Origin of the sequence: Lacipirellula sp. (assembly GCF_965279485.1) — a bacterium.
Taxonomy (GTDB): domain Bacteria; phylum Planctomycetota; class Planctomycetia; order Pirellulales; family Lacipirellulaceae; genus Lacipirellula.
The window spans coordinates 2508510-2521901 of sequence record NZ_CBDIIC010000002.1; the positions used below are offsets into that span (position 1 = coordinate 2508510).

Annotated in this window: 12 protein-coding genes and 1 tRNA gene; 6 read left to right on the forward strand and 7 right to left on the reverse strand. The window is 61.8% G+C overall.

The features are described 5' to 3' along the window. Positions 1-16: 16 nt before the first annotated feature. Positions 17-343: a Rieske (2Fe-2S) protein gene (locus tag ACQY7R_RS17690; protein WP_428306895.1), complete on the reverse strand. Its 327-nt coding sequence runs from the start codon at positions 341-343 to the stop codon at positions 17-19. 317 nt (positions 344-660) lie between these two features. On the opposite strand from ACQY7R_RS17690, the gene ACQY7R_RS17695 reads away from it, so the two are divergent. From ACQY7R_RS17695 to ACQY7R_RS17715, 5 genes are all read left to right on the forward strand, one after another. Then, positions 661-972 (forward strand): MazG nucleotide pyrophosphohydrolase domain-containing protein, encoded by a 312-nt coding sequence (locus ACQY7R_RS17695; RefSeq protein WP_428306896.1) that lies wholly within the window; start codon positions 661-663, stop codon positions 970-972. Next, positions 969-3308 (forward strand): hypothetical protein, encoded by a 2340-nt coding sequence (locus ACQY7R_RS17700; protein WP_428306897.1) that lies wholly within the window; start codon positions 969-971, stop codon positions 3306-3308. The genes ACQY7R_RS17695 and ACQY7R_RS17700 overlap by 4 nt, the downstream gene beginning before the upstream one ends. An 83-nt stretch (positions 3309-3391) precedes the next feature. Beyond that, positions 3392-4318 carry an ABC transporter ATP-binding protein gene (locus ACQY7R_RS17705; protein WP_428306898.1) on the forward strand — a complete coding sequence of 309 codons (927 nt, stop codon included), beginning with the start codon at positions 3392-3394 and terminating at the stop codon, positions 4316-4318. A 234-nt stretch (positions 4319-4552) separates the two neighbouring features. Then, a tRNA-Glu gene (locus ACQY7R_RS17710) sits at positions 4553-4625 on the forward strand. Positions 4626-4911: 286 nt separating this feature from the next. Beyond that, positions 4912-6096 carry a choice-of-anchor tandem repeat NxxGxxAF-containing protein gene (locus ACQY7R_RS17715; protein WP_428306899.1) on the forward strand — a complete coding sequence of 395 codons (1185 nt, stop codon included), beginning with the start codon at positions 4912-4914 and terminating at the stop codon, positions 6094-6096. Between the two features lie 107 nt (positions 6097-6203). Here ACQY7R_RS17715 and ACQY7R_RS17720 read toward each other — a convergent pair whose 3' ends face one another. The 5 genes from ACQY7R_RS17720 to ACQY7R_RS17740 all read right to left on the reverse strand — a co-directional run bounded on the left by ACQY7R_RS17720 (position 6204) and on the right by ACQY7R_RS17740 (position 10841). Continuing rightward, complete coding sequence (locus ACQY7R_RS17720; RefSeq protein ID WP_428306900.1) at positions 6204-7865, reverse strand: alginate export family protein; 1662 nt, start codon at positions 7863-7865, stop codon at positions 6204-6206. 282 nt (positions 7866-8147) lie between these two features. Then, the gene (locus tag ACQY7R_RS17725) at positions 8148-8366 is read right to left on the reverse strand and encodes a hypothetical protein (RefSeq protein WP_428306901.1); all 219 of its coding nucleotides are present in this window, start codon (positions 8364-8366) and stop codon (positions 8148-8150) included. A gap of 93 nt (positions 8367-8459) precedes the next feature. Next, positions 8460-9080, reverse strand: a complete 621-nt coding sequence (locus ACQY7R_RS17730; RefSeq protein ID WP_428306902.1) for a trimeric intracellular cation channel family protein — start codon at positions 9078-9080, stop codon at positions 8460-8462. Positions 9081-9120: 40 nt separating this feature from the next. Further along, positions 9121-9432, reverse strand: a complete 312-nt coding sequence (locus ACQY7R_RS17735; protein ID WP_428306903.1) for a hypothetical protein — start codon at positions 9430-9432, stop codon at positions 9121-9123. A gap of 167 nt (positions 9433-9599) precedes the next feature. Continuing rightward, positions 9600-10841 (reverse strand): FG-GAP repeat protein, encoded by a 1242-nt coding sequence (locus tag ACQY7R_RS17740; protein ID WP_428306904.1) that lies wholly within the window; start codon positions 10839-10841, stop codon positions 9600-9602. A 123-nt stretch (positions 10842-10964) separates the two neighbouring features. On the opposite strand from ACQY7R_RS17740, the gene ACQY7R_RS17745 reads away from it, so the two are divergent. Further along, positions 10965-11111, forward strand: a complete 147-nt coding sequence (locus ACQY7R_RS17745) for a hypothetical protein (RefSeq protein ID WP_428306905.1) — start codon at positions 10965-10967, stop codon at positions 11109-11111. A gap of 302 nt (positions 11112-11413) precedes the next feature. Here the strand turns inward: ACQY7R_RS17745 and ACQY7R_RS17750 are convergent, their stop codons facing one another. Further along, on the reverse strand, positions 11414-13048 hold the full coding sequence (locus tag ACQY7R_RS17750) for a hypothetical protein (RefSeq protein WP_428306906.1): 1635 nt from the start codon (positions 13046-13048) through the stop codon (positions 11414-11416). Positions 13049-13392: the final 344 nt, after the last annotated feature.

The window sequence follows — 13392 nt, forward strand, 5'->3', positions numbered from 1 at the left end:
GCTCGTTGAGCCGCGGCTACTCGACCTTCGTCGGCGTCGTGCGGACCTGAATCTCATCACCCACGACGCGCGTCTCGAACGCATCGATCTTGATCCGCGGATTGTCGCACCACGTCCCGTCGCACACTGAAAAGTGCCAGGCGTGCCAGGGGCAGGTCACTACCCCTTCCTCATCCATGTAGCCGGCGCCGAGCGACGCCCCCATGTGCGGGCACAGATCGTCGATGGCGAAATACTCGCCGCCGCGATTGAACACGGCCACCAGCCGCTCGCCGACCTGAAACGTTTCCCCCTGCCCCTCGGCAATGGCTCCCACGCGGGCAACGGTGACAAACTCAGACATACGGGCAATTCGCTTGGTGGCAGATGGAGCCGTTGAGCTTACCCCCCCAGCCCCCGCTGCTCAACGACGAGTAGCCGCGGCTCAACGAGCGCCGGAGCGGAACTCGAACAATGGCGAATGGGGAATGGGGAGGGGGCGTTCTTGGCTTTCCGCCCCATTCCCTATTCAGCATTCCCCATTCGAGTTCCGCTCCGGCCGGTCGTTGACCGGCGGCTACTATTCGCTGGCGGCTACTACAGTCGCCACGCCGCCAATTCCCAGTACAATATCTATTCCGTCATTCGGATTTCGTCATTCGTCATTCAGCGTCTTCGCCTATGCCAGCCGACGTTTCGCTCCGCGAGTTCCAGCAACTCATCCGCGGGATGTATCACGAGAAGGACGTTGCCCGCGGCGTCGACGGGACGTTCATGTGGCTGATGGAGGAGGTGGGCGAACTCGCCGCCGCGCTCCGCGAAGGAACGCACGAAGAACAGGCGATGGAGTTTGCCGACGTGCTCGCCTGGCTGACGACGATCGCCAATGTCGCGGGGATCGACCTCTCGGCCGCCCTGGAAAAGAAGTACGGCAGCGGCTGCCCCGGTTGCGGCCACCTCATTTGCACCTGCGACGATGCGGAGAAGCCGTGAGCGATTCCCCGCTGAACCCGACTGTTCCCTCTAGCCCCGGGCTCCGCCCGGGGGTCGAACGCCGCTCCACGCCGCTGCGGTCCGCGGCGCTACCCCCTAGCGGAGCCAGGGGCTGGAAACTCATCCTTACCCTAATCTGCTTCGCGTTGCTCACGGCAACGCCATCGCTCGCTCGGGCCCAGGCCCCCGCCGCCCCCAAGCTCGCCATCACGAAACTAAAACTCGGCTTCGACGGCGAGTACAAGTTCGGCTGCTGGACGCCCGTTGAAGTCGTCATCCAAGGTGGCGAAGACGCCTTCACCGGCATCGTGCAAATCATCACCCCCGATGCCGAAGGGGTGCCGACCTCCGTCTTCACGTCCGCCGATCGTCCCGTCGGCGTCTTCGCCGGCAAAACCTCTTCGGCGCGGCTCTTCATTCGCCCCGGGCAAGATGGCGCCCAGTACGAAGTTCGCCTGCTCGACGAGCAAGGCCGCACGCGTATCAAGAAGCTGTTCGTCCCCAATGCTGAACCAGGCGACGAGTTCATCCCTTTCGGCAGTCCGGCGACGACTCGCTTCGTCGGCGTTTTCGGCATGCAGCGAGGCTTGGCAGAGCTCGCACGTTCCGATAGCAACCAAGACAGCGCAACCGCCACCGAAGCCGTCAAAATCCCGACCGCCGCCGACCTTCCCACCGAATGGTACGGCTACGAAGCGTTCGACCTCGTTGTCCTCGGCGGCGGCAATGCGGAACTCTATCGCCCGCTCGCAGCCAACCCCGCCCGCATCGAAGCCCTCCGCAAGTGGGTCGAACTCGGCGGTCGGCTCGTCATCTTCTGCGGCGCCAACGCCCCCGAACTGATCGGCCCCGATGGTCCGCTCGAATCATTCGTCCCCGGCCGTTACGAAGAGATGACGACGCTCCGCGAAGCACAGCCAATCGAAGGCTTTGCGGTTGCCAACGAATCGATCCCCGGCGGCGCGAACCTGCGGCTGCAAACGCCCCGGATCGTCGACGTCGAGGGCCGCATCCTCGCCTTCTCGGGCCAGAACTCCAGCGACTTGCCGCTGGTGATCCGCTCGCGGCAAGGCCTCGGCGAGGTGACCTTTGTCGCGTTCGATCCCGACGCCGCTCCGCTCGGCGACTGGGGCGGACGCGTCAATCTCCTGCGGCAGGCACTGCAGTGGCCCGCCTCCGACAGCCAAAACACGAACTACGGCTACCAGGACGATCTGGTCGATCGGCTGCGCCGCGGACTCGATGCTTCGTTCGAAGGCGTCACGACGGCGCCGTTTGGTTTGGTGGCGCTGCTGGTCATCGGCTACATCTTGCTAATCGGCCCTGGCGATTACTTCCTAGTGAAGAATCTGCTGCGGCGGATGGAGCTCACCTGGATCACGTTCCCGCTGATGGTTGTCGGCGTCTCCGCGGCCGCGTACTGGGCCGCCCACTGGATGAAGGGCGATAGCCTGCGCGTCAACCAAGTCGAGTTCGTGGACGTCGACGTGGCGAACGGCGCCGCACGCGGCACCGTATACACCCACTTCTTCAGCCCCCGCGTCGAACGCTACAACTTGTCGCTAGCGCCATCGTTCGCAAAGAACCCAATCAGCGAGCCGGGTCGTCCCGACCCCGGCGCCGGCGACGCCTCCCTAGTCGCCTGGCTAGGCGCCACTGGCTACGGCCTAGACGGCATGCGCAGCAGCGGCGCCCAAGCTACCCTCTTCGAGAGCGGCTACGCCTTCAACCCGCCCCTCACCGAAATGACCGGCCTCCCCGTGCAGGAATGGTCGACGCGAACGCTCATTGGCCGCTGGACCGGCGCACTCAACGAACCAATCGCCGCGGAACTGCGCGGCCTCGACGACGACCTGGTCGCAGGCCATCTCACCAACCGCACCGGCGTCGCGCTAACCGATTGCGTGCTGATGCATGGCCGCTACGCCTACGCCCTGCCCGACCTCGCCGACGGCGCCGTGGCGACGATCGACGACTCGCTCCAACCAACGCAAGTTCGCACCGCCCTGCTGAAAGTCTCCGGCAAACAAACCGCGAACCAACCTGGCAGCGGCCCGATCACGCTCGATGCCACGAGCACCGACGTTAACGAACTCGCCGTCGCGATGATGTTTTACAGCGCCCTCGGCGGCGAAACCTACGCTCAGGGCCCGAATCGCTACCAATCGTTCCTAGACATGACGAAACTCCTCGCCGGTAAGCAGGCGATCCTGCTCGCCCGCGGCGTCGACGCCCCCGGATCGAACTGGAAAAACGGCGACCTCCCGCTCGCCAGCGACCACGACCGCCGCTGGGTGTACTATCGGTTTGTGATTCCGTTGGAAGAGGAAGAGTAGAGGGTTCAGGGTTCGGGGTTCAGTTAAGAGCCCCGATCTCTTCGCCTTTACTGAACCCTGAACCCCGACCGCTGAACCCTCCTATGATCGAAGCCCGCGACCTCACCAAAAAGTACGGCGACCTCTACGCCATCCATAAGATCGACTTGAAGCTCGAACGCGGCGACGTGTTCGGCTTCATCGGTCCGAACGGCGCCGGCAAGACGACGACGATGCGGATCCTCGCGACGCTCCTCAACCCCACCTGGGGCGAAGCGTACGTCGGCGGCTATTCGATCTACTCGAAGCCGAAGGAAATCCGCCGCATCATCGGCTACATGCCCGACTTCTTCGGCGTGTACGACAACATGAAGGTGATCGAGTACCTAGAATTCTTCGCCGCGGCGTATCGCATCAAAGGGCACGCCCGACGGAAGATTTGCGACGAAGTGCTCGAACTGGTCGACCTTGGCTACAAACGCGAAGCCCTCGTCACGAGTCTTTCGCGCGGCATGACGCAGCGCCTCGGCTTGGCGCGCGTGTTGCTCCACGACCCGCAGGTGCTGCTGCTCGACGAACCAGCCAGCGGCCTCGATCCGCGGGCTCGCATCGAGATCCGCGGCCTGCTCAAAGAGCTCCGCAACATGGGCAAGACCATCATGGTCTCCAGCCACATCCTTCCCGAGCTCGCCGACATCTGCAACAAGGTCGGCATCATCGAGCGCGGCGAACTCCACTACAACGACACCGTCGACGAACTGATGAAGCTCGTCCGCCAGCAAACAGTCCTGCGGATCGGCATCGCCGGCGACAGCGACGCCGCGGCGCGGTTGATCGAACAAGCGAGCTACGTCGAGAAGGTCGAAGCCCACGACGGCCAGCTGCGGGTGACGCTCACCACCGGCGAGCACGACTACAGCGAGCTATCGCAGGCGCTCGTCACCGCCGGCCACCGCCTGACGCGGCTGACCGAGGAAGAAATCAACCTCGAAACGGCGTTCATGGCGCTGACGAAAGGCATCACTTCCTAGCCCCCACATAACGCCGCCCCGCCGCGCCCGTCACGCCCATTTAGCCCCGCCCGCTCGCGGCGGGTATTTCTGCGGCGCCAACTCACACCGTCCAATCGCACCGCGCCCGCACCACACGCGGGCTAGCGCCCGCGGCTAAATGGCCGCAACGGCCGGCTACGTTGATTCCTCCGGACGCGACCCGATTGACAACCCGCCCCTCATGGCGGAAAATTCTCGATTCACGTCACTTGCGCCCCGTTCGTCTAGTGGCCCAGGACAGCGCCCTCTCACGGCGCAGACAGGGGTTCGACTCCCCTACGGGGTACTCAATTTGATTCAGCAGCCTTGCTTTTGGTAGCAATCGCTGCAGCACTAGCCCGAATTCATCGGGCTTTTTTGCTTTCCGGAAACTCCCAGTCCGGCTCTCGCCCCTCTCCTCCGGCGCTAAACCTGCTTACGGGTTCAACGATTCCCCAGGAGGCGCCGCCACGGCATGAGAAGCGGCAATCGCTACTTACCGAAAAATATGGCGTCTCCAGGCGTCTCTAGCGCAAAGCCAAACTTATCGACAGCATGTTAGATCGCAACTAGAATGCGACCACTTGCTTCGCATGTCCGCTTCTCAAGCCGATGAACTCGCACTAATGATTCAAACGTTACGCTTGTCAGCCATTCTGCTATTTGCCGCCTCGCTCTCCGCAGCTTCTACGGAGGCTGCCGCCTACAACTTCGTCAAAATCGTTGACAGCGAGGGCACGCTAACGGGGCCCGGAGCCGGCGCCTCTCTCAACAACAGCGGCGTTGTTGCATTTCAAGGATTCACTAGCGCAGGCAGCGGAGTCTTTACAAGCAACGGCTCGACAATCACAACGATCGTCGAGCCCGGGAATTCATTCACTTCCATCGGTTCCACTGCAATCAACGACTCTGGAGTCGTCGCATTCGTCGCCACCGCCGACAGTGCGTCTTACGGTCTCTACACCGGATCGGGAAACGGCTTGACGACCGTTGTTGCGCCAAACGGGCCAGTCCTGCCGTTCGGCGACGTATCGATTAATAACAACGGCGCTATCGCCTACTCGGGCGCAGGAAACTCCCTCGCGAGCACTGGCGTCTACAAACACATTGGCGGAATGTCGACGCAGTTAGCCAACGCAGCGGGTTCGTTCCGCGACTTCGGCGGCCCGGAAATCAACGACGCCGGCGACGTCACGTTCTACGCTGCTCACGACGCAGTCAATACGACCGGATTCTACAAAGTCCCCAATGGCCAAGTTCGCGAAACAATCGTCGAGGGTTTAGGGACGTTCAACCCGCAGATCCGCCCAAGCCTGAACAATGCAGGAACCATAGCCTTCACTTATGCCAATCAACAGCTAGGCTACGGCGTCTTCACCTACAATAACGGCGCAATTGCCAAAGTGCTCAACACGGCTGGCCCGTTCAAAGAGTTCTCGCAAACCGTGGACGTTAACAATCAGGGCGTCATCGCGTTCACCGGTACGCTGGACAACAACGTGCGCGGCATCTACGTAGGCAGCGACCCCGTCAACGACAAGGTGATTGAAGTTGGCGGCTCCTTATTCGGCTCCAAGGTCACCGAAATCTACAATACGCCGAACATCAACAATCGGGGCGACGTGATCTTCTACTACCAACTAGCCAATGGCACGACTGGGCTAGCGCTGGCCCGCGCGGTTCCGGAACCCGCCGCTGGCTCCCTGGCGATTGTCAGTCTCGCGGTAGTAGCGTTGCGGCGACGTACCATCCCGGTCACGACCTCGCAACTCCGTTGACAGTGCAAGACTCGCCAAACAGATCATCGCGACGTTGTTCACCGCTGCCAGGTTACCCCGCTCGGCGAGCGGCCTAAAGCAAGTTAGTGCGATCTCCGGCCTGCTCGCTAAAAATTCACTTCCCACTGACTGTAGGCGAAGTCCGCATCCTGCGGCGCCAGAATCTTATCGCCTCGCCAGAAGTGGGAGTACCCGAACAGAATGTTCGACCGCGGCCCAATGACGTACTTGGCGATCAGGTCGAGTTCCTGGCCCAGGAACCGGCTGTCGAGACTTTGCAATTCCGTCGCACTCAGCGCGGGGACGATGTCGCCCGCTTGGTCGGCGCGGAAGTACCAGTACCAGCATAAGAGTTCCCAGTCGGTCTGCGGCGGCTTCGCTGTCAGTAACACGTTCGGCGACTGGATGTTCGACCGTGCCACCGCGTCGATGAAGCCGAAGTATCTGTGACCGAGCGGGAAGAGTTGATTGAACCGCGTGAAGTCGTCGCCGCCGTCGTTGCCTGAGGCGTAATCGAAGTAGGTCCACAGCTCCGGCCGCCACTCGTGATCTGGCGCCTTGCGGCCCAAGCCGACCGTCGCGAACCCGGCCCGCTGATCTTTGCCGAGCCCGCTTTGCCGCCCCAACTGAACGCCGCCTTCCGTTTCGAACATCCAGTTGTTCTCGAACGTGCGGAACAGTCGCGAGCCGAACGTGTGAAGCGAGAAGTCGCTGACGATCTCGCCCGGACGACGATTGTCGTAGCCGATGTAGTAAAGATCGAGCGTGTTGTTCGGCGCTGCGGTGTAGACGGCGTACGAACCATATACCTGCTGCTGCCAGTCGGCTTTGTCGAACTCGTTCGCTCGCGGCGGAACGTAGGCCGTATAGAACGAATCAACCGACCAAGGGCCGTCCTCGTACAACAGCATAGCGCCTTCGAAGGTCCGCCGAGTATTCGCCCAGTCGAGCGGCGAAATCAACCGTTGAGCGCCAAACAACATTTCCTGCCGACCGACTCGCGCCGTCCATATGCCGTCGGCGATGGAGTGCTCGAAGAAGCCGTCAAGGATGTCGCCGAAATTGTCGTCGGTGATGCGGGGGCGATACTGCCCGTCGTCGGTCGTCGTGTCGGCATAAATGCCTTCGACATAGACGCGAGTCTGATCGGTCATCCGCCAGTTGCCGTAGAGCCGCATCCGATTGAGGAACAGGTCGAACTCGGTATCCTCGAACCGCAGGGCGCCAGGGCCGCTGACGGCGTTGCCCATGCCGACTTCGTGCTTGTACTGCAGGCGATACTGGCCGCCGACGTCGAGCGTTCCCCAATCGCTGTAAATGCCGAGCGGCATCAGTTTCAACTGATCGCCGAGGCAATCGCCGTGGTACGAGGGATCTTTCAGATAGCTAAAGTCATTGAGGAAGAACAGATTCTTGTGCGATTCGGCGCACGGGTTCTTCGGCTTGGGCTTCGGGTAAGGGCCGCTCGCAGGGGCCGAACCGTACCCTTCTGCATCGATCGCCTCATCATCTGTCTCAGCGTCTTCGTCGCCTTCAGCTTCCTCGGCCTCGCCTGGCTGCAGCATCGCGACATTGAAGGCAGAGTCTGCGCGAGCCGCGGCGTTCATCGCCGAGGGCTGGCGCAACCCTTGCACCGCTTCCTCCGCGATTGCGGCAGCGGACCAACCGAACGGCGCCGCCCAGAGGCCGCAAGTAAGTGCTAGCAGTCGAGGCAGGCGGTTCATCGATCCAATCTTCCGCGACTTCGGATTTCCGAAAAACGGCGCCATCGAAGTGGCTGTATGAAGCCAGCTTCGTCGCACTTGCCTGCCGATCGTGAACTAAGTTTGCTGCGGCGGCAGAGTCCCCACTACCGGCCTTCGGCCCGCTATCATCAGTGCGCAAGTCCGCACCGTCGCACATGCGAGCATGGTCGCAAGTTGCAGCCCTCCATGCAGGCGAACAATTCTCTGAAGGCAGGAAATCGCGCCGAAGATCTAGTCGATGGAAGTCCTTCTACTCCCGCGTTGCTCGCACGAAAGCAAGTCGCACCTCCAAATGCGGCGACGAGCTCAGCGATTGATGAGAACTATCACGACGATCACCGTGACAGTGATCATCCAAACAATCTGCCGCCGCTGCGCTCCTTGGGCGTACTCGCGATAGATCTCGCGCGTCTTCTCTATCTGCTTTTCTGATTCGCGCAAATACTCGCTGTATTTAGCGTTTTGCGACACCATGACGTCGCGAATTTCTCGCAGCAACTGGTTCGTCTCTTCAGGCATCGACATCGCTAAGTTCCTGTGGAGATGGAGGGGAAGGCGACATGCTAACTGCAATTGAGACCGGCGGCAGAGTTGCCCCCGCTCCGCGCTTGCAGAACGTCAACCTGGCGGCTCGCCAGGACGCGTATGCGGCGGCAACTGCCAGTTCCAGCGGACTGCTCCAATCCGAATCGCCACGACGACGGTCACGCCAATCGCCATCGCCGCCGACGAATCGACGCCGAGCGCGTGAAGCGCCACGTAGGAAAGTGCTCCCAGAAACGAGCAAGTGGCGTACAGCGGCGAACGCTGGAACACCGAAGGCAAATCATTGCAAATCACGTCGGCAATGACGCCGCCGCACGAGCCGGTGATCACCCCCATCAAAATGGCGACGAATCGCCCCGTGCCGCAGTCGATCGCGTACACCGCGCCCAAGATACTGAAGAGCCCCAATCCCAGCGCGTCTGGAATCCACAAGATCGGCTCGAGCCGTGCAATGAGTTTCGGCAAAAAGGCGCCGCTCACCGCGATCGCCATGACAATCCAGGCAAGGTGATCGTTCTCAATCCAGAAGATCGGATGGCGATCGAGCAGCAGATCGCGCAGCGTTCCCCCGCCGAAGGCGACCGCGAACGCGATGTAGCAGATGCCGACGAGATCGAAGTCCTTCCGTGCCCCGCGCAACACGCCGTACATGGCTAGAGCGGCGACGGCAGTCACTTCGATGACGGGATACATGCGGGGTCGTTTCGTGGAGGGGGCGAGCGGAACGACCAGTCTACAATGCCACGGCGATCCCCAGCAGCCCCGCCGCCACTGTTGTCGCGATCAGCGCCGAGCGGAGCGTGAAGCGACGGCCCAGCCGCAAGACGCCGATGCCGGCGAGAGCGGAGACGAGGGCGGGATACCATAGGGGAAAATAGGTGACGTATCCATACTTCCCGAACAACCCCGAGCGCGAGTGACGGATTTGCCACTCGACAACCGCCGCTCGCAGTCGTTCGTTTTCGCCGTACGTACTATTCAGTACTCTCGGATTCGTAATTCGCGGCGTTCCATAAAGGACTGCCGTCCCCCTGACTGTTGCCAAGGTCCAATCCTGGCCTGAGAGCGAGTGGTATGCCAACACAACAGCCAAAGGCGCCGTGCGACTCCACCCCCACAATACCGCACACGCCAGGCTCAACGCGAAGCAAATCGTAGCCAGGGCGTGGCGAAGGCAGAGAAGCACCGCGGTAGTTCCGTCGCGCGAGCGACTTAAGCCCTTCTGCCAGTTCGCAGCAATGCGGCTAGGGCTCCGGTCGCAAGCAACGCCAAGCCGCTAGGCTCGGGAATGGTAAACAGGAATGCCGCCCCGCTGTTGATCCCATTCGCGCCGTCCTGGTACGCGCCGAAAACCAGTCGATTGGCGGAGATACCTATCGAATTACTAAAACGCATTTCCCCTGCTCCGCCCTCCGGCAGCACTTTGGCTAGCTCGACGCCCGTAACCGCATCAAACAAGTAAGCCGCACCAGCGCTCGCTGGTTTGTTGAAGGCCCCCACAACGGCAACGCTGCCGCTGATTGCAACTGAGTCGCCGAACCGATCATTCGCTGCCCCGTCGTGCGGAGTAATCTTGGCTCGCTGCTGCCCCGTCGTTAGGTCAAAGAGGTAGGCCGAACCACTGAGTTGACCGTTCGGGCCATCCAGTCCAGCGCCGATCACTGCCGTATCGCCGTCAATAGCGAGCGCCTGACTGAATCGCACGCCGGAAGAGCGGTCGTTGGCCACAAGCTTCGCCATCTGCGCGCCCGTCGAGGCACTGAACACGTACGCGGCGCCGCTGTAGTTGTCGTTACCTTTAGCGCCAACCAAAATTCGGTCGCCGCTGATGCCCACCGCCCCGCCAAACTCATTGCTGTAGCCTCCGTCGTTCGGCACGAGCTTGGCCAGTTGAGCCCCGGTCGAGATGTTGAAGACATAAGCTGCACCGCTCGACATCCCCTTGGGGCTGGCAGATGGTGCACCGATGACGGCGATATCGCCATCGACGGCCACAGACCAACCAAAAACGGCGTTAGCTGCACCGTCGGATGGAAGGAGTTTCGCCAACTGCGCGCCTGTGGTCACATCAAAGATGTAAGCGGAGCCGCTGCGCGCGCCCTGATCACTGTCCGACGGCGCCCCAACGAGTGCCCGTCGCCCTGAAATTGCTACTGATTGACCGAATTCGTCAGAGGCGCCAAAGTCGTTCGGCAGGAGCTTGCTGACTTGGCCGCCCGTCTTCGCGTTGAAGACATAAGCGCCGCCCGTATTCGTGTAGTGAGCGCCGACAACGACCCAATCGCTGCTGAGCGTTGATGAAATGCCGAAGTACTTGTAAGGCCCCCCGTCGTCGGGCGTGAGCTTGGCGATCTGCTGCACCGGTAAGGTTTGCGGTGCGGCGAAACCGATTGCCGGGCTGCAGATGGAGATGAAACCGGCAATAAAGAAAACGGCGTTAACGGAATGACTCACGAGCAGTCTCCTAGTTGCGTTTGGCGGATAGAGTCCGCACCGACCAATTTCTACGGGCGGGTCTGATTGTAATGCAAGATTCGCGTCGGTGCGACGAAAATCTCCTACCCGCTAGCCCCCGATATGCAACTGTTAATCGGATCGAATCTTGCGTCAATTCTGTTCCGTGCACGAGAAGGAATTCGCGACTCGCAAATCGACGACGACGGCAATCGTTTCACTAGCAACGTGGTCACGGCCGTTCCGCTCTGTTACTACGACAGTCGCTAAATCCCTTATCCACGGAGCTTTTCTCATGAGCAGAATCGCCGTCGCCGGCTTCGTACTGGCACTCCGTCGCATCGACTAGCTCATTGCCCTATCATCCCTCAAGCAACTAAACGGCCATTGAGGCTTAGAGAACGGATTTAACACAACAGCCATCGACTCCGCCGGTGGACGCAGCAAATGGACGGCGAAGCCGGTGGCTTGAATTCGGCTTACTTGCTGAATCTCAATAAATCAAGCAAGCGACGCCCGCGAACTAACCGCGAGCGCCGCTTGCCGTCTATTTAATTCTAACGACTCCACGTCTACCGCATCGCCGTCGTCAACGCTTCCGTCTCGACGACCGCGAGATTGTTCGTTTCATCGACCTCCGCGATCGCGTCGGTGAAGTCGAGTGACACGAACAGATGCGTCATCGCTTGGTGGGCGCCGCTGGCGTCGGTCATTCGCATCGCGGCGGCTGGCAATCGCAAGACCGCTTCGACCGCTTCGCCGGGAGCCACACTCGCTACGTGCAGCACGGCTCGCGGGGCGTCCTCCGTTGGCGTTGCGGCAACGCCGGCGAGGACGACGACGTAAAAGTCGCCGGCCGACGCCGAGCCTTGGTTGCGGAACTGCACGCGATACGCCGGACCCGCGATCGCCGTGGCATTCGCCACCAACTGCAAGTCTTCGAGCACAAGATCGGCGTTCGACATCGCGGCAAATGTTTCCACCGCCTCCGCGGGAGCTGCTTCGATGAACGCTTCCTCAGCGGGAACGCTTGCGTATTCCATCGCCGGAGCCGCGACCATTCCGCCGCCGCTCACGGGCCGATTGGCGACGATGGAACGCACTGTTCCCGCCGGGATCGCCGCTGCCAACAAATCGGGCTGAGCCGCGTCGACGGTTTCAACGATCCCGGCCGCCAACTCGCTGCCGGCAAGCGCGGCGTCGATCACGCCCCCGTTGTCGACAAGTCCGTTGGCCGGGTTGATCGCCCCGTTCGGAATGGCGCCGGCGGCTTGCAACGCATCGCCGACGAGACCGTTCCCTGCGATCGCTTGTCCCCCCGCAGCGGCGACGCCGTTGAGCAGTTGGCCTTGGCCGGCGCCGTCCTTAAGTGCGGGGAACTTCGACTTGATGACCGCTCCGACTGGAATATTCGCCGCGATCTGCGGCAACGCCGCGACGTCGTTGACGAACGTCTTCACCCTGGGCGGGAGCGGAGGAAGACCGGCGGCCCCAGCAACTTGGCCTGCCTTATCGACGAGCTTGGGCGGAATCGCCGCGACGGCGTTTTCCGCGTTGTGAATTCGCTGCGAGACGTTCGATTTCAGTTGCTCAAGCTTTAGCGATTGAGCAGGGTTGAGGTTGCCGACGATTCCTTGCGGAACCCCGCCCGCCAATTGCTGCGGCGCAGCGGCGGTGATCTGCGTCGCGCCGGCGAAGCGCGCCACCCCTGCGGCGACGGCGCCATTGCCGGCGTCGACGAGATTCTGCACGCCGCCGCCAGGATTCAGGCGATTTTGAATGGCGTTCTGCGCGAGTCGCGCGCGATTCACGGCCGATCCTGCCGCATTCACGCCGCGCGTGCCGACTTGTTGAGCAACCTCGACGCCACGGCTGGCGACGTTGCGGGCCGCGGTGGCCCCGCGGGCTCCGGCGGCTTGCGCGACAATCACCCCACGGGCGGTTGCTTGTTGGGCGGCGTTCACGCCACGAGTTGCTGCGCTCCGCGCGACTTGCGTCCCGCGGCTCGCCGCACTCCTCGCTGCGCCCGCGCTCCTAACGGCAGTCGTCTTCGCCACATCGGCGCCACGTCGGGCGACGCTGCGTGCGGCGCCCATGCCGCCGCTAATCATGTCGCCAAACGGGCCGGCCTCCGACGCCGAGGGGGCGGCCACGGAGGCAGCCACCGCCAAGGAGAACGCCAAGTGCCTGAATTTTGGAAGTAACATCGTGCTGACCTCGCTTTTCAAAAAGAAGCGCCCTGCGCGACGGTGGTCGTCGCGTCACTGACTCAGCAAGCGAGGAACAACTATTTTCGTTACAAACCGGCGAGAATTCTGCCTCACTAGCCGCCAAGGCTCGGCCAAACGGCGACGCACTCAGTCCTCCAATCCCCAGCCGCCAGCCGTCGATCCGAGGCACTGGTTGGCAGGTCTCTCTTCACGGCCAGCCACCGCCAGCCTTGCTTTTCAGCAAGCTCTTACGCCCTACGGCGACCCGCATTGCACGCGTTTCTCAACCCTCTTTGTGACCATTTCTTATTCCCGCGGAAACGTAGCTGAGCCGGCATTTC